This is a genomic window from Colwellia polaris (genome assembly GCF_002104515.1).
Lineage (GTDB): Bacteria > Pseudomonadota > Gammaproteobacteria > Enterobacterales > Alteromonadaceae > Cognaticolwellia > Cognaticolwellia polaris.
The window spans coordinates 1-18,386 of sequence record NZ_NBOE01000011.1 but is presented as its reverse complement, the minus strand read 5'-3'; the positions used below and the strand labels follow the sequence as shown (position 1 = coordinate 18,386).

Here is an 18,386-nt window from a genome sequence, read left to right as displayed (position 1 = left end):
TTAATGACTATTTTATTAGACATTAAACATAAGACATTAGCCTGAAGCCATCGCTAATATGGTTCTAATGTCTAAGGTTTCTTGGTATTGCACAAAGCCTTTAGTGCATTTCATTCTGGCTAATACAGCCATTCTATCTGAAAGTTCATTACCTTCATTGTTCGAATGACCTTTAACATGGCTAATAATTAAGTTGCTTTTAAGTGCTTGGTAGAGCGTAAAACATTGCTTTATTACTTCAAGGTTTTTAATTTCTTCGCCTTTGCCACGTGTCCAGCCTTTCGCTTGCCAGCCTTTTGCCCATTTAGTAATACAGTCTATTGAATACTTAGAATCAGACAATACCTGCACTGTTTTACCTTGTGCAATATGGCCTTGAGCATATTTTAAAGCGGCCAGCATGCCGTTAAGCTCTGCAGTATTGTTCGTGCCCATAGGTTCGTATAAACCGTACCAAAGTTCTACTAAACTTTGTTTGTGATAAACCGCCATGCCGGTACCAGACTTACCGGGATTTGGAGAACATGCACCATCGCAATAGATATTAATATCGGCTAATTTTGCTGTTGTAGGCTGAGAATCAGCTTTAACATAAGCAGCGGAAGCAGCAGGTTTAGTAGTACCCCCTTTGCTCATAGAACGCTTAGTTAACGCTTTAGTATAAGTAGATTGAAAAGCTGCATCAGCTTCAGCCTTTGATGGAAACCCCATATACTGTGCATCTGCGCGTCCTTGGGTATAGGTTTTAACATCATTCCATTGCTCAAAAACACCTGTTTTTGCACCTTTCCATACTACGTAATATTTTTTACTCATAAAATGTAAACCGTCACCTTAATATATTAATTTTAATTAGTTTTTTTATTGTTTTTTATTGACCAAATCACTAACACGATACCGGCGATAAAAAATGGAATACTTAGCATTTGTCCTGCCGTTAACGCAATATCAGCGGTATAAGCGGCTTGTTTTTCTTTCAACATTTCAATCGTAAAACGTGCTGTAAAAATTAAAATTAAGAAAATACCTAAAATAGAGCCTTTGGGTGTTTGTGCTTTTTTAACTTTATAAATAAACATCAACACAAAAAATACACTTAAATAAGCAAAGGCTTCGTAGAGCTGAGAAGGGTGGCGGGCAACGTTATCGATACGTGCGAAGATTACGGCCCAAGGCACATTGCTTGGTGTGCCTAAAATCTCTGAATTAACAAAGTTTGCACTACGCACAAAAAAGCCAAATAGCGCAGTACAAATGGCAAGGCGGTCTAACAACCACATAAAGTTCATTTGATATTTTTTACTGTAAAGCCCTGCCGCGATAATAGCGCCTAGGCCGCCACCATGACTGGCTAAACCACCTTCCCATATCGCAAATATTTTCAGTGGGTTAGCAAAGTAATAGCCTGGCTCGTAGAAAAAACAATGGCCTAAACGAGCACCAACAATTACCCCAACAACGATGTAAACCAGTAAGTTATCAAGAGCGGCTAGGTCTTGTTTTTCGGTTTGAAAAATCCATTTCATTACCTGCAAGCCAGACAAAATTGCAATAGCAAATAACAACCCGTACCAATGAATGGTTAATGGACCTACAGAAAAAAATACCGGATCTAAATCCCAAACTAAATGTTGCAAAAGCGTCACCTCTAATATGGCTTATTTGTAATGAAGTTATAGTGCTTAGACGTTTGAATTAGCACTTAATTGCCGACATTCTATCAAGCTAACTGGTGCTGTGGTGAATTAATTTGTTCCAATGCGTTAATGAGTTTATTTGCCCATCACCTCATCTGTAAATAAAGCATTGCATACGTATTCAAGTATTTTTTTAAAAGTCAGTTTCCTTTATTTAAAAGCCTATGAGTTAGCATGTAATTAATGCCAAAACCTTACTGTACCGAGATAAAAGCCGTATTTCACTCCATAGTCGTCGGTATTTTAATCAACCAAACTAAAAAATATGCTGATTTTGAATACGTATGCACAGGCTGTGCATAGTTTAACGAGCCCTCTATATTAAATTAGCTAAATTAACTAAATAAGTCATAGCTGCAAATAAAAATAAATAAATAAAATAAAAATTCAAGACCAAATAGAGGGGAGCCTATTATGTTTAAATCTAGACCTAACAAGCTTGCATTGGCGATTTCTTGTGGGTTGTTAACTTTAACTGGGGCTGTGCATGCTCAACAAGTTAATGATAAAGAAATTGTAGAAGCACTAAGTGCTGCAGATAAAAGCGTTGTAGAAAAAAGTACGGCAGAAACTACCAATCAAGTATCCAGAAGTAATGATGTTGAAGTAATCGAGGTCACCGGTTTTCGACGTTCACTCATCGAATCGATTAACCAAAAGCGCTTTGCAGACACTGTGTCTGAGCAACTAACCGCTGACGATTTAGGAAGTTTACCTGATGTGTCAATGGCAGATGCATTAACCCGTTTGCCCGGTATTTCAGCAGTCAGAACAGGGGGACAAGCCGCAGAAATTAACATTAGAGGCATGTCAGGTGGTTTTATTTCCACAACCCTTAATGGCCGCGAACAAGTGTCTACCAGTGGTCAACGCAGTGTTGAGTTTGACCAATACCCCTCAGAGCTAATTTCTAATGCCGCGGTTTATAAATCACCAAAAGTATCGCTTATTGAAGGCGGCGTTGCCGGCACTGTAGAGTTAAAAACCGCGAGCCCTTTAAGCAATGAAAAAGAACATACGTTTACGGTAAATGCTCGCGGTATGTACAATGACTTAGCTGGCGATATACCCGATGCAGCCTCTAGCGGTCATCGTTTTAGTGTTTCTTATCAAGGTAAATATTTCGATGAAACGGTGGGTGTTGCGCTAGGGTATGCACGTTTATTTCAACCCAGTGCTACCACACAGTTTGTGGGTTTAGCTTATAGCAAGTCGAAAGAGCTTGATGGTGTTGTTGATGATACCGGCGGCCCTGAAAGTTGTATCGAGTGTGAATTTATTAGTGAAGGTTTTGAACTTCAACACAAAGGCGGTGAAGAAACCCGTGATGGTTTCGTTGCTACTTTAGAGTGGCAACCAACTGATAATTTTAACTTAAAATTTGACGGCTTCTATTCAAAGTTTGACTCTGAAGAGTTTGCTCGCGGTTATCGGGTTAAATTAGAAGGAGATCAAGCCGCAATAAGTAACCCTGTTATTGAAAATAATGCCGTAATTGGAGGTTCATTTAACCGTACTTCAAACAGCTCAACTCGCATAGAAATCGTTAATGATGATAATACTGATTACGACGAAGTCACAAGCTTAGGTATCAATGCCGATTGGGATATTACCGAAAAATTGAACATGAGCTTTGATGTTTCATATTCTTCTGCAGAAAGTGAGTTCAAAAATGGTCTTATTTGGGCTTTAGTAGCAGAAGACGCTAATGCAGAGACGCCTGATTTTGACAACAACGTGTCAATTAACTATTTACTTAATGGCTTAAATTTACCTGACGTTGGTTTAAATCAAGCGGATGCTTTTACTGACTTAAATCGAGTAATGGTTTCTAAATACGGCATATACCCTTATGTAAATAAAGATGAAGTCAGTGCTGTTCGCCTCGATTTTACCTACCAATTAGACAATAACTATTTTTCATCGATTGAAATAGGCACACGCTACTCTGAGCGTGAATACAGTAATGACCGTGCAGTATTTGAATATGGCAGTGACAGTGGTTTTAACTTACTAGAGCCACCTTTAAATATTACACCTGATATGGCAACCGTGGTTAATTGGCAGGGCGATTTTTCTTATTTTCCGAGCTATTTAGCACTTGATCAAAATGCCGTGCTTAATGCTTGGTTTCCAAGCGGTATTCCACAACCTGTGCAAACTTGGGGACCAACAGCTGGTGGTGTGGTTAATGGTGAAGGTCGTGGCCAAGGCAATACTGACTGGACATTGAAAGAAAGCGGCAAAGTATTTGAAGATATTTTTGCCTTTTACATTATGGCCAATATCGATACTGAAATTGGTGGCTTACCCATTACAGGTAACATCGGCGTACGTGTTGTTGATACCAAGCAATCAGCTACCTCTTTACAAGATGTAGGTGGTGATATTGAACTGGGCGCTCAAAATATTACTGATGAAGTCGGTTTAGTCAATAATCGTTACTTACCCACCGTAATTAGTAATAGCTACACTGATTATTTACCTCAGATGAACTTAAACTTTAAGTTAACTGATAACGATCAAATACGTTTTGCGGCCGCTAAAGTCATGAGTCGACCTAACATAGATCGTTTAGCGTCAAATAGTAGTGTCAATATCAATAAAGTCAGTACTGAAAGTGGCTCGTTCGCTGAGGTTAGTGGTAACGCTAAAAATAGCCCTCACTTGAAGCCTTTCTACGCTAATCAGTATGACTTATCTTTTGAGAAATACTTTGTTGATACCGACGGTTCATTCATTGCGGCTATCTTTTATAAAGACATTGAATCTGCAGGCATTGTTACGCAAACCATTAGTGAATATGACTTTGCTGGTAATGGTTTAGTGGTGCCAGATGAATTTATTGACCCCTTAAGTGGTGTGCCGTTAACCATACGTAATGGTAATTTTGAAACCGCATTTAACGATAACAAAGGTGGCTATATTAAGGGTGTAGAAGTTGCTTACACGCAAATATTTTCATTCCTGCCTGATTTATGGTCGGGCTTAGGTTTTACTGCGAGTTACTCTCATACCAAAAGTGAAATACAGCAAATATCACAATTAGGTGCGCAAAACTTACCTATTTCATTGCCAGGATTATCAGAAAACGTAATTCAAACTACGGTGTTTTGGGAATATGAAGGATTTGAAACTCGGGCTAATTTACGTTACCGCGATGCCTTTGTTTCTGAACAAGTGGCTGTTGAAGCGCAAACCGTAAATTACGATGACGAAATGATCATCGACTATCAAGCATCTTACCAAATCAATGAAAACTTTGGTGCCGTATTCCAAATCAATAATGTAACCGACGAACCTACAAAAAGTTATTTTGGCTTTGAAGCACAAACAGGCACGTTACAGTATTTTGGTCGTCAATTCTTTCTGGGGCTAACTTATGCGTTATAAGCACCGAGTTAATGGAGTAAATTTCATGTCTAATAAAAATTCAATGTTGAAGCTGTTGGCGATAACATTATTCTCATTCGTTTTATCTGCCTGTGGTGGTGCTGAAAGTACTAAGTCAGGTCAAAACTTATTAACCTGTGATGTACCAATGGTACCGAATGCCAGTGGTGATGCCTGTATTGCACCTGAGCCAATTCAATGCCCAGTGCCTACGGTTCCTGATGCTAAAAATGAGTCTTGTGTAGTAGGAGTTGACCCCAATGCACCCGCCCCGGTGTTTTTCCCAAGTGAAAGCCAAGCGGTACTTTATTTCAATCGAGCAGATGGTGCTTATGACGAATATAAACTGCACAATTGGAATACGCCAGAATGTGACGCCTATGCCGCCGACTCTATAGCAGCAAGTTGGGACAATGGCTTGGTTCATACCGGCGTAGATCCTAATTATGGCGCTTATTGGGTGCTAAATTTGATTGATGACTTTACTGAATGCGGTAATTTTATTATTCATAAAGGCACTGATGACGCTGGCAAAGAGTTAGGTGGTGGTGATTCTAGAATGCCACTAAAACAAGATGACGCCACTTATCAACGAATGAATTTTACTTTCTCTGGTGTTGCCTCTATTTTTGAATACCCATTGGTTTCACTCGGCAAACAGCCTCTTAACATCACGGGTTTTGCTGCACATTGGATTGATAGCAATACCTTCGTGTGGAATACACCTGAAGAAGTGACTAGCGTTAAGCTTCACCACTCAGTTAATGCCGATATCACTGCTAATGATGAAGATGTAGTTAGTGGTACTGTTGTGTCATTAACAGCTACAACATTGTCAGATGAACAAAAAGCAAAAGCTCCTCAAGTTGCACAGTGGCCAGCTTTTTCAGCTGACGTTGATAACCAAACAGCCAAAGCATTATTGAAAAATCAATTAGTGCTTGTTGGCTACAACACTGAAGATAAAGCGATTGCGGCTACTTATGTACAAACAGCTAAAGCATTAGACAGCTTATATACACAAGGTGATGCTGATGCCAATGAAGCACATTTAGGGCTGAGTTATAATAGCGATGGTGTTAGCGTTTCAGTTTGGGCGCCAACAGCACAAAGTGTCACGATTAATATCTATGATGCCGAAAAAACTAAGCTAAATAGTGCGCTAATGACCGAAGATACCCATACAGGTATTTGGTCTTATCAAGGGGCAGCAGACCTTGATCGTATGTTCTATCAGTTTGAATTATCGGTTTATCATTATCAAAACCAAGCAATTGAAACCTTAACCACAACCGACCCATACTCTGTAGGTTTGTCTACCAATGGTGACTTCTCACAATTTGTAGACCTAGCCGATACTGAGCTTATGCCAGAAGGTTGGGGGGCTGAGCAAAATGCTAATGCTATGACCTTTGAAGATGCTGTGATATACGAAGCACATATTCGTGACTTCAGTGCGTTAGATGAAAGCACCGATGTTGCTAATCGAGGTAAGTATTTAGCTTTTACCGAAACAAACGCTTTGCCGGTGCAGCATTTACAAAAATTGGTTGATAATGGCTTAACGCATTTTCATATTTTGCCTGCTAACGATATTGCTTCTATCAATGAAGACCCAACTCAGATTATTGATCTAACCAATACCGTTGCCGAACTTTGTGCCATTAAAGCTAACGCGCCAGTTTGTGGTGTAGAAAGCGCAGATAAAACACTACAATCTGTGCTTGAAGGTTATAACACTTATACTAATGAAGCGGCTGAACTTATTGATGTGTTGCGTGATGTAGACAGCTTTAATTGGGGCTACGATCCTAAACATTTTAACGTACCTGATGGCATTTATGCTTCAAACCCTGATGGCGTTGCCCGTATTGTAGAAATGCGATCTATGATCCAAGCACTGCAAAACTTAGGTTTACGTGTGGTTTTAGACGTAGTTTATAACCATACCAGCGCTGCAGGTATATCAAGTAATTCTGTATTGGACCAAGTTGTACCGGGCTATTACTACAGTCGCGATATTGAATCAGGCGCAGTTATTCAATCAACGTGTTGTAACGACACTGCACTTGAACATCAAATGATGGATAAGTTGATGGTTGATTCACTGAAAGTTTGGACACAACATTATAATTTTGACGGCTTCAGGTTCGATATTATGAGCCACGGTAGCAAATCACAAATGCTCGCTGCTCGTGCCGCTATTCAAGCGATTGATGCCGATACACATTTTTATGGTGAAGGCTGGACACGTGATGATCGCGGTTTTGAACAGGCCAATCAATTTAACATGGCAGGTACCGAAATAGGCACCTTTAATGACCGACTGCGTGATGGTATTAGAGGCGGAAAGTTCTTCAGTAACAATAGTGATGATAGCGATGTATTTAAGCAGCAAGATATTATCAAGCTAGGTCTTGCGGGCTCACTTGCCGACTATGTTTTAAAAAGCGCCAGTGGTGCCAGTGTTTTAGGTAGTGCATTTTCACCAAACATGTACGCTAAAGACCCTGCTGATGTGGTTAACTATATTTCAAAGCATGATAACGAAAGTTTATGGGACCAACTACAGTTTACCCTAGCGCCTGCTATGGATATGCAAAACAGAGTGAGAGCACAAAACGTTTCTCAAGCCATTGTTTTGCTGTCACAAGGTATTCCATTTTTACAAATGGGCGGCGACTTCCTACGTTCTAAATCACTCGATCGTAATACTTATGATGCTGGCGATTGGTACAATTTTGTTGATTTTACTTACAACACTAACAATTGGAATAAAGGCTTACCACTTGATAAAGGCGGGCGCAGTGATGAAGAACTATTGCGAATAGGCCTTAATGCTCAAAGCAATGTTGGCATGAATGAAATCTCATTCGCCTCGAGTGTATTTAACGAGTTTTTGAATATACGTACTTCAAGCCCGTTATTTAAATTAACCACCAGTGCAGATATTGTTAACCGTGTTGGTTTTCATAATATCGGTAAAAATCAAACTCAAGGCTTAATCGTGATGAGTATTGACGATGGTACAGGTCTTGATGATTTAGACTCTGCTCATGACGCGATTGTAGTAGTGGTTAATGGCTCAAACACCACATTGTCGCATACAGTGCCTACTGCTCAAGGTTTTAGCTTACACAGCACCCAGTTAACATCGGTTGATAATATTGTTACCGGTGCCAGCTTTAGTCAAGGCGAAGCTGAAGGTACTTTCACTGTGCCAGCATTAACAACCGCTGTATTTGTTAAACTACAAGGTGAGCAACAAGGCGCAGGTTTATCGGCAATTGCTACAGCAGGTGCGCCAGATGTTGTGCCTTTTGGTGATACAAGCGTTTATGTTCGTGGTGGTATGAATGGCTGGGGTGAAGTTGACTCATTTATCTATTTAGGCGAGGGCGTTTATCAAGCATCAATTAAATTAACCGCTAACGATTATGAGTTCAAAGTGGCTTCAGGCGATTGGTCAACGGTTAACTACGGTGCATCTAGTACAGGAAACCTAGTTGAAGAAGGTGTTGGTTTCACCTTAGCTTCAGGTGGCGATAATTTAGCCTTAACTATTAGTGCAGACTCAACGTATATTTTTACATTAGACGCTTCTAATATCGAGGCGCCAGTATTAACGGTGAGCAACGAAGAGCCATTTGTTGGAACAACCGTGTTTATTCGTGGCGACATGAATGGTTGGAATGAAGCGAATCCGCTAACTTATATTGGTGGTGGTAAATACTCTGCAACATTTAGTGTTGACGCTGATACGTACAGTTTCAAAGTTGCCTCTGCAGATTGGTCAACCGTTAACATGGGCGCACCAGCAAATGACACCGAAGTGTTAATCGCAGAGCAGCAAGCATTATTATCAGGCAGTAACGATAATTTAACGATCACAATTCCTACTTCGCAAGAATACACTTTTACTTTTGATGCTTCTGATTTAGATGCAGCAACCTTGTCGGTGCATAAATCACAAATGTTTGAAGATAGCACCGTTTATATTCGTGGCGATATGAATGGTTGGGGCGAAGTTGATATATTAACTTATCAAGGTAATGCCAGTTATTCAGTAGAAATTGCATTAACTGCAGCCAGTTATGGCTTTAAAGTGGCTTCAGCGGATTGGTCAACCTTTAATATAGGTGCAGGCGACAGCGGTGGGGTTGTTAATCTTGATCAACGATTAACACTACTGCGCGATTCAAATGATAACTTATCGTTTGTTGCTGACGAAGATGCTACTTATGTATTCACCGTAACAGGGCCAAACCCAGGTGCACCAACCGTAACGGTATCGAAAAAGTTGTAGTGTGATCAGAACGGCTTAAATCTTGTATTTAAATGTTTTAAAAATGAAATATTAAAAGTACCTCAGATTAAAAGATTAAAAGATTAAAAGATTAAAAACGCTCTAGCTTGCTAGGGCGTTTTTGGTTTTTCAATGCTTAGCGTTAACTTAAGCGCTATATCAACGAGCAATTTGTATTTTGCATACGTATTCAACATTATTAGCTCAAGCTTTGAATACATACTCATTTTACTTTTAATCTACAACTTAACTTATTAAATAGAATAAAAGTAAAAATATGAACTTATGATATATTTAACTTTAGTTACTGTATATAAAGGATATTTTAAATATTTCTTTAGCGAAAATTATTACCAAAGTACAACTGTTGATATGAATTACCAAATGCAATAACTCATTCATTAGGTTTTTACTTCGCGTGAACTTTATATTTTTTTGCGATAGCCGTTACAAGCACATGATGAATACGTATGTAAAGTGTATTCATCATCAAGCGTCCGCTTTATATTAGAATCATCTGCAAAAATATGCAGAGTAAAACCAAATTAACGAAATCAGCGACGGATCGCTGAATAATAATTAAAGCATGGATGTATAGGGGAGTTCACCAATGTTAAATTTCAAACCTAGCCGAGTAACTTTGGCTTTACTATCAAGCGGATTTATGGCGTTAAGTATGCCAGCTCTTGCTGAAGAAGTTGCCGCTAAAACAGCGAAAGAAAAAGAAGTAGAAATCATCACAGTTACTGGCATTCGTGGAAGCTTACAGCGAGCCCAAGCCATTAAAATGAGTTCAAACTCTATCGTTGAAGTACTATCTGCCGAAGACATTGGTAAATTACCCGATACAAGTATTGCAGAATCATTAGCACGACTTCCTGGTGTAACCGGTGAAAGACGAAATGGGCGAACCAGTGGTTTATCTGTTCGTGGTTTTAATGAAAACTATGTAGGCACCTCACTAAATGGTCGTGAATTACTCGGCATGGGTGATAACCGCGGCGTAGAATACGATTTATATCCAACTGAAATTGTTTCAAACGTTGTGGTTTATAAAACGCCTGAAGCGGGTTTAGTTTCTCAAGGTATTGGTGGAACGGTTGATTTACAAACGGTAAGCCCATTAACGTCTGATCCTGTGATGGTTTTTAATGCCAATTTCGAACAAAACAAACGCGACTCTGCTAACCCTGATTATGACAATGACGGTCACCGCTTTTCATTTAACTTCGTCGATAAATTTATGGACGATACCTTAGGTGTTGCCCTTGTTGTATCTTCAATTGAAACGCCACGCCAAGAAGAAAACTTCCGCGGCTGGGGCTACCCAGAAGTAGGTTTCGAGTCATGTGATGAAAACGGCGAAAATTGCATTAAGCGTAAAGATTCGGCTGGAAATGATATTGAACCATCAACAAAAGTTTTAGGTGGCCACGACTCGTTTTCTCGTTCAGCGTTGTTAGAGCGAGACTCTATTGCCGCTATTATCGAATATGCACCGAGTGACGATTTAAAAATTCAGTTTGACGCGCTATACATCGATTTCAGCGAAAATGATGTTCGCCGAGGTCTTGAAGAAGGCGGTCCAATATGGGGCGGCGCTAACTTCACCGCAAATCCGGTTGAAAATGGTTTAATAACGTCTGGTAATTGGGATGGCTTTCATTCAGTAGTGCGTAACGACGCACGTACCCAAGATTCAGAATTAACCACTTTTGGTTTAAATATTGAATATGACATAAACGAAAACTGGTCAGCAGAGTTAGATATTTCAACAGGCTCAGTTGAAAAATCTATTATCGATGTTGAAAGTTACTCGGGTGTTGGTCGTGCTGGTATTGACGGTCGCCCAAGCGCCGCTCGTGCTTGGCAAATGACATCAACAGGTGTTATGTACAACGATCACCCAACGTTACCGGGTGTTGATTACACCGATGAAAGTTTAATGCGTTTAGCTGGGCCTCAAGCTTGGGGTGCGCCTATCATTGGTAGTGACGCTCAAGATGGCTTTATTAATCGCCCTGAATTTGAAGAAGACTTAGACAGTGTTCGCCTACAAGTTAATGGTTTATTAGAGTACGGTATTATTTCAGGTGTTGAAGCCGGTGTTCGTTACTCTGACCGTAAAAAAGAAAAAGTTAATGAAGGCGACTATTTAACTGCTCCTGAGTACCCAGGAGACGGGCCAATTCCTAACGTTTTAGGTGTTACTAATTTAGACTTTATTGGTATCAATGGCGTACTTGCATACGATAGTTTAAGTTTATATAAAAACGGCTACTACACTGCAACAGCAGCATCATTGGTTCAAACCGACAGACTTGGCGATACTTATACCGTAGAAGAAGAGCAATTATCTGCTTATGTAAAACTAAATTTAGAAGCTGAATTTGGCGATATATTCATGACAGGTAACATTGGCTTGCAAGTTGTTGATGTAGATCAAAAATCATCGGGATTTTCAGTGCTTGATAATGCCAATGGTCGTGTCGATGCAAGGGTTGTAACCGGTGGAGACTCTTATACCGACATTTTACCTACTTTGAACTTAAGCTTTGAAATTGCAGAAAATCAGTTTATTCGTACGGCTATGGGTAAAGTATTAAGTCGTCCACGTATGGATGATATGAAACCGAATAATCGTGTTACATTCGGCTTTAACGATTCGCAAATTACGAGTTCAGACATTGAGAATAGTCCATGGTCTGGCGCTTCTGGTAATGCATCTCTTAAGCCATTAGAAGCAAATCAGTTTGACTTATCATACGAAAATTACTTCACCGACGATGGTTATTTTGCAGCAACTTTCTTCTTTAAAGATTTAAAAAACTGGCATAGAAGTGGAAAAACGGTAACAGATTTCTCAGAGTTTTATATCCCGGGTTATCATCAAGGCTCAGAAGGGCAAACTCCTGCAAGTTTTGTCGGCTTCGTTGACTCAACTGAAGACGGTTTAACAGGGTTTGTAAGAGGCTATGAATTACAAGCTAGCGTACCATTTCGTTTATTTCATGAAAGCTTAGACGGTTTTGGTATGGCAATTAGCGGCACATTCCTCGACGGTGAGTTAGATGACGGCGGCAGAATTCCGGGTTTATCTGAAGAAAGCTACTCGTTAACGGCGTACTATGAATACAAAGGTTTTGAAATTCGTATTGCCGGTACTAAGCGCGATGAGTTTGTTACTGAAACACGCGGCCAAAGTTTAGCCTTAGTTGCTACTGAAGATTTAGGCTCAGAAATTTGGGATGCGCAAATCAGTTATGACTTTAAAGATTCAGGTATAGACTCACTTGAAGGATTACGTATAACCTTGCAAGCACAAAACTTAACTGATGAAGATACGATACAAGCTGAAGCAAGTGATTCACGCCAAATTACGTCTTATCAATCGTTTGGTGCAAACTACTCGTTAGGTCTTAATTACAAGTTTTAATTAGCCAGTGTAATTAGTTAAACGTATGTAAAATTAAAACCTGCTAGGCTTCTAGCAGGTTTTATTATTTGTACTCCAATATAGTTTTATACTGAATCAATGCAGTGGTAATAAGTAGAGAATTACACATGACAAATAAAATTAAAAAAGTGGTTGTTCTAGGTGGTGGTACTGCGGGTTGGATGTCAGCCTCGTTAATTAAAAAGCTCATGGGCAAGACAATTGACGTTGAATTGGTTGAGTCAGAAGACATAGCCAGCGTTGGCGTAGGAGAAGCGACTATTCCTCCAATTCGTTTATTCAACAGTGTACTTGGGATTAATGAAGCAGAGTTTTTACGTGAAACTAAGGCGACTATAAAGCTTGGTATTAAATTTGAAAACTGGAAAAACACCGAAGAAAGTTATTTTCATACCTTTGGTGCCGCCGGAAAAAGCCTACCCTTTTGCCATTTTCATCATTATTTAAAACGAGCACAAAATGCTGGCTTAAAAGATAATTTATGGGATTACGACCTTAATTACTTATGTGCAACCCAAGGTAAGTTTGCGCAAATAAAATCAAAAGACCCAATTATTGATATTCCTTACGCCTTTCATTTTGACGCTGGCTTATACGCACAGTTTTTAAGAAAATTTAGCGAAAAAATAGGCGTTAAACGCACCGAAGGCATGGTCGAAAATGTTGCACAGTGCAACAAAACGGGCAACGTAACATCATTACAATTAAAAAGCGGTGATGTAATAAAGGGCGATTTATTTATTGACTGCTCAGGCTTTCGTGGCTTGTTAATTCAACAAACGCTAAATACCGGATATGAAAACTGGGGCCATTGGTTACCTTGTGACCGAGCCGTAGCTGTAGCCTCTAAAAGATTTGAAAAAACCGTTCCTTATACGCGCTCTATTGCTCATGCTGGCGGCTGGCAGTGGCGTATACCTTTGCAGCATCGCAATGGAAATGGGTTAGTTTATAGCAGCAAACACTATAGCGATGAGCAAGCCAAAGCACTGTTATTAGCTAATATTGAATCAGAGCCTTTAGCTGAACCTCGGGTTATAAAATTTACCACAGGTCGTCGACGTAAACAGTGGCATAAAAACGTGCTTGCGGTTGGGCTATCGAGTGGATTTTTAGAGCCGCTTGAGTCAACGAGTATTCATTTAATTCAATCAGCCATTGTTCGCCTTATTCATATGTTCCCGCAAAACGGCATTAGTGAAGCGCAAGTTAATGAATACAATCGCCAATCGAAAGTAGAATATGAACAAATTCGCGACTTTATTATCTTGCATTATCACGTTAACCAAAGAGATGACAGTCAGCTATGGCGTGATTTACGTGCTATGGATGTGCCTGAATCGTTAACAGCAAAGATTAAACTTTTTCAAGAAACCGGGAAAATATTTCGCGAGCAAAACGACTTGTTTAATGAAGGTTCATGGTTACAAGTCATGTTAGGGCAGGGGATTGAGCAAGAAGATTATCACCCATTAGCGAATGATATGTCGCTTGAACAGCTCACCTTAATGTTAAAGAAAATTAAAGCGATTAAGCAAGAGCCGCTTTCAAAGCTACCTAGCCATGACGACTATCTCATCAATTATTGTCGGTTGTAACTGTTTTAACTATAAAGTTTAACTGATCTTTAATGGTAATTAGGTAAGTGTTAGTTGCTTTAATATGTAATGTATAAATTCAAATTTTAGTAAAGAGTATCAAGATGGAAAAAACAACAATTGGCAGTTCGAATATTGAATCATCACGCCTGATCTACGGTTGTATGCGCATAGCAGGCGACAATACAATTGCAGATAGAAACAAAGGCAAAAAAGCCATAATGGCAGCGTTAGATGCAGGCTATACACACTTTGACCATGCTGATATTTATGGCTCGGGTAATAGTGAAAGCTTATTCGGAGAGCTATTAGCCGAGCAACCCAGCTTGCGTGATAACGTTATACTGACATCAAAAGCCGGTATTCGACCAAAGTTAAATGAGCCCAATGCCTACGCACCTACACGTTATGACTTTAGACAAAAGTACTTACTCGACAGTGTTGAAGACTCTTTAAAGCGTTTAAATACCGATTATCTAGACTTGTTTTTACTACATCGCCCCGATTATTTATTTGACGCAAATGAAGTTGCAGAAACTTTCGCATTGTTAAAAGCCAGTGGTAAAGTAAAGAACTTTGGTGTTAGTAACTTTAAACCTTCTCAAGTTGAGTTATTAAAGTCGGCAATGTCGATGCCTTTATTGGTCAATCAAGTAGAAATTAATATTCACAACATTGATACGTTACTCGATGGCACGCTTGATCAATGTCAACAACACAACATTACGCCTATTGCTTGGTGTCCTTTAGGCGGTGTCGCTTATTCGGCCTGGGGTAATACCTTTTCAGTGGCAGACGAGCAACGTATTGCTAGCGAATTAGCCCAACAAAGCGAAAAATATAGCTGCGCACCTTGGCAGGTTATTCTCGCTTGGTTATTAAAGCACCCAAGCAACATTTGTCCGATTATTGGTTCAACAACCCCAGAGCGTATAGTTGCTGCTAAACAATCACTGACAATAGAATATACCCGTGAAGACTGGTACAGATTATTAGAAGCGAGAAATGGCCAGCCTGTGCCATAGTCGATAGATAAAGCCGTTTTATAGAGTCATTTTATAAAGCCACCTGATAAAGTTGCTTGGTGTTAACAATATAATATGAAGTGGCTCTACCTTTATCTGACACTTTTAAATAACAGGGCATAGCTAAATATTATATTGAGAATGCAGGTTCCTGTTCATGTCATAACTGGCTACGCAATTGTTTATAAATACTTTATAGAAGGGTTAAATAAGCATATAAGTCATTTAATCTTATTGTAACCCGCTATTTTATTGCTTCTTAATGAGGTATTTAAGGTGAGTGTTACCTTTAAATACCTTTATTTATTTTGTTACGTCATAAATTTAACTGTGTATTTATACAGTTTGGTGCGATTTCCTGCTTTCATCCAATAAAAAGGAAATATTCTCGTTTATGTCTTTAGCATAACGAGGTGTTTTATTAGTAACTTATTGTAGATAGTGAATAAATCAGGTATGTTTTGATTATCATAAAATATGAAAGAAGGATTTATTGCTTGTTTAAACAAGGAATTTTTCTTCATAATAAGCTGTTAGCTAGCAATTTTAAGGTTCGTACATATTCCAAATTCTATTCCAAAATCAGAGCGAGTCTTTAATATAATATGGGGACTTGGATTATTGTGTTATGCCTTTTACGGTTATCAACACGGTGAATTGTACCTTCCTAGTAAAGGCTCATCCGATGGAACGACATTTACAGGCGTAACATTAAATTTAATAATTACGTCTATGGTTCTAGGCTCATTAAGCTTATTTGTTGTTGTGCTTGATCATTACGATAAACGTAACAACGAGCATAAATATAAGTTTGTTAATCGCATATTTATGGGAGGTGGAATTTTATTAATTGTTATAGCTTTTATTATTGAGTTTAATAATAGTATTACTTATCAGGTTGTTGGTTAAGTTGCTAGCTAACAACACGCCCTGAGGTGGACCGCAAGCATTAAAACTTGTTTTCCACCGCATATTTTAATAGAGGTATTTAAGGTGAGTGTTACCTTTAAATACCTTTATTTATTTTGTTACGTCATAAATTTAACTGTGTATTTATACAGTTTGGTGCGATTTCCTGCTTTCATCCAATAAAAAGGAAATATTCTCGTTTATGTCTTTAGCATAACGAGGTGTTTTATTAGTAACTTATTGTAGATAGTGAATAAATCAGGTATGTTTTGATTATCATAAAATATGAAAGAAGGATTTATTCCTTGTTTAAACAAGGAATTTTTCCTCATAATAAGCTGTTATATGCAATGCCAAATCAAAACTACCGAGTTCGAATCAAACCTCATATTAAGCTGAAATTAGCATTGTATTTTTTTGCTCTAGTAGTCGTACTTTCTGTAGTTTTATGGTTTTTTATCAACTCAAATTTCTATAACTCCGTTGATAACTTTGAGTTTAAGCAAACCTTTACAGCCAAACCTATTTCTATTCGTAAATCAGGTAAGTATCATTTTCATGATCTTGCGATGTTTAAAATGCCGTCTGGGGAATACAAAGAAGTTAAAGTGAATACTAATACTGCAGTTAACGAAAATTATTGTTTTAGTCACGTATATAAAAATGGTAAGTTTATTAAGTATCAACTGGTTACTTATAAAAATTGCATATAACAAGTCACTCAAAAGGACAAATAACAGTTGGTTTTTGCTCCTGCGTCGCCTATTTTAACCAACTATTATTTGCCTCTTAGTGAGGCGTTATGTGTATCTGGAATTATGAGTTAAATGCTAATCTTTTTATTTATAATATTGTTGATATCTTTTATTAGCCTTTTTGTTGGTGTTTTAATGGCACCTTTTTCTGTAAATATGCAAACGCTCAAAGATTCAGGCTATTCCAGCAGAATTACAATTATGAATATACCAGAGCTATTTCTTAAAAATTGGTATGAACCTAGTAAGCTTTATGTAAGAAAAATGATTATCTTTGGTTTGCTAGGTTGTTTGGTAGGGTTTAGCTTACTGTATGTTTTAGGTAAATTAGGTGTTGTGTAAATACACATAACAAGCCATTCAAAAGGACAAAAAACAGCTTGCTGTCCTTCGTTCCTCAGGCATTATAGCAAGCTGTTTTTTGCCTCTTAATGGGGCGTTAGTACTCTATTTATGATTGATGATATATCTGTAAGTATAAATTTTTCTGGTGATAAGTTTTCCCCAACAAAAGCGGAGAATGTCACAGGTCTTATCTTTTCCGATAAAATTGAATATGGTGATATTGGGATTAGAGGAAAGTATAAAGGCATAGCTGTACCATATGGCTCAGGTACTCTTAAAGTATCAAAAGACATAGATATGAATGACCGTATTTTATGGCTAACTGAGGCATTAAGTGGAAAAATTGAGACTCTTCGAACTCTTGGTTCGGATGAACCACATATTTATATTGGTTACAAAGAAATTAACAGGACACCCACCTTAAATTGAAATTACAGAACACTGAACTAAACTAAGAAAACCCCACAACATTATCTCAGGTGAGTTATGGCTACGCCAAGGAAGCAGCAAATTAGTTTAGTTAACACCCCGTATTATCATTGTGTGGCGCGTTGTGTTCGACGCGCTTTTTTATGCGGTGAAGATACCTTATCAGGACAAAGCTTTGAGCACCGCCGAGAATGGATAGAAGAGAAGTTACACTTTCTCAGCCAAGTGTTTGCCATTGATGTTTGTGCTTATGCGGTAATGAGTAATCATTATCATGTGGTGTTATTTATTGATGAAGAAAAAGCCCAGCAATGGAGTATGAAAGAGGTGCTTGAGCGTTGGCATCGCTTATACAAAGGCACATTACTCACACAACAATACTGTCGGGGTGATGTACTGCCAAAACACTTAATGACTATCGTTGAAGCCACCGCTGAAGTGTATCGCAAACGCCTGATGAAAATCAGCTGGT

General features: G+C 38.7%; 11 protein-coding genes and 1 pseudogene. 10 read left to right on the top strand and 2 right to left on the bottom strand.

Translation table 11 applies throughout. The annotated features are described in order from the left end of the window. Positions 1 to 36: 36 nt before the first annotated feature. Together B6A32_RS15145 and lgt are read right to left on the bottom strand one after the other, a co-directional pair. Complete coding sequence (locus B6A32_RS15145; RefSeq protein ID WP_085305588.1) at positions 37 to 816, bottom strand: ribonuclease H family protein; 780 nt, start codon at positions 814 to 816, stop codon at positions 37 to 39. Between the two features lie 32 nt (positions 817 to 848). Then, entirely contained in the window at positions 849 to 1,637 is a 789-nt protein-coding gene (gene lgt, locus B6A32_RS15140; RefSeq protein ID WP_085305586.1) for a prolipoprotein diacylglyceryl transferase, read from the bottom strand. 474 nt (positions 1,638 to 2,111) lie between these two features. On the opposite strand from lgt, the gene B6A32_RS15135 reads away from it, so the two are divergent. The 10 genes and pseudogenes from B6A32_RS15135 to B6A32_RS15090 all read left to right on the top strand — a co-directional run. Continuing rightward, positions 2,112 to 5,090 (top strand): TonB-dependent receptor, encoded by a 2,979-nt coding sequence (locus B6A32_RS15135; protein WP_085305584.1) that lies wholly within the window; start codon positions 2,112 to 2,114, stop codon positions 5,088 to 5,090. 25 nt (positions 5,091 to 5,115) lie between these two features. Continuing rightward, positions 5,116 to 9,396, top strand: a complete 4,281-nt coding sequence (locus B6A32_RS15130) for an alpha-1,6-glucosidase domain-containing protein (RefSeq protein WP_085305755.1) — start codon at positions 5,116 to 5,118, stop codon at positions 9,394 to 9,396. 610 nt (positions 9,397 to 10,006) lie between these two features. Beyond that, a complete protein-coding gene (locus B6A32_RS15125) occupies positions 10,007 to 12,832 on the top strand; it encodes a TonB-dependent receptor (protein ID WP_085305581.1) in 2,826 nt (941 codons plus the stop codon). 128 nt (positions 12,833 to 12,960) lie between these two features. Beyond that, positions 12,961 to 14,451, top strand: coding sequence for a tryptophan halogenase family protein (locus B6A32_RS15120; protein ID WP_085305579.1), 1,491 nt, complete (start codon positions 12,961 to 12,963; stop codon positions 14,449 to 14,451). A 104-nt stretch (positions 14,452 to 14,555) separates the two neighbouring features. After that, complete coding sequence (locus B6A32_RS15115; protein WP_085305577.1) at positions 14,556 to 15,476, top strand: aldo/keto reductase; 921 nt, start codon at positions 14,556 to 14,558, stop codon at positions 15,474 to 15,476. A 621-nt stretch (positions 15,477 to 16,097) separates the two neighbouring features. Beyond that, positions 16,098 to 16,385 (top strand): hypothetical protein, encoded by a 288-nt coding sequence (locus B6A32_RS15110; protein WP_085305575.1) that lies wholly within the window; start codon positions 16,098 to 16,100, stop codon positions 16,383 to 16,385. Positions 16,386 to 16,690: 305 nt separating this feature from the next. Next, positions 16,691 to 17,098, top strand: coding sequence for a hypothetical protein (locus B6A32_RS15105; protein WP_085305573.1), 408 nt, complete (start codon positions 16,691 to 16,693; stop codon positions 17,096 to 17,098). Between the two features lie 177 nt (positions 17,099 to 17,275). Continuing rightward, positions 17,276 to 17,482 (top strand): hypothetical protein, encoded by a 207-nt coding sequence (locus B6A32_RS15100; RefSeq protein ID WP_143327918.1) that lies wholly within the window; start codon positions 17,276 to 17,278, stop codon positions 17,480 to 17,482. 111 nt (positions 17,483 to 17,593) lie between these two features. Continuing rightward, positions 17,594 to 17,914, top strand: coding sequence for a hypothetical protein (locus B6A32_RS15095; RefSeq protein ID WP_085305569.1), 321 nt, complete (start codon positions 17,594 to 17,596; stop codon positions 17,912 to 17,914). A gap of 57 nt (positions 17,915 to 17,971) precedes the next feature. Further along, positions 17,972 to 18,386: pseudogene (locus B6A32_RS15090) on the top strand (transposase); the annotation flags it as partial.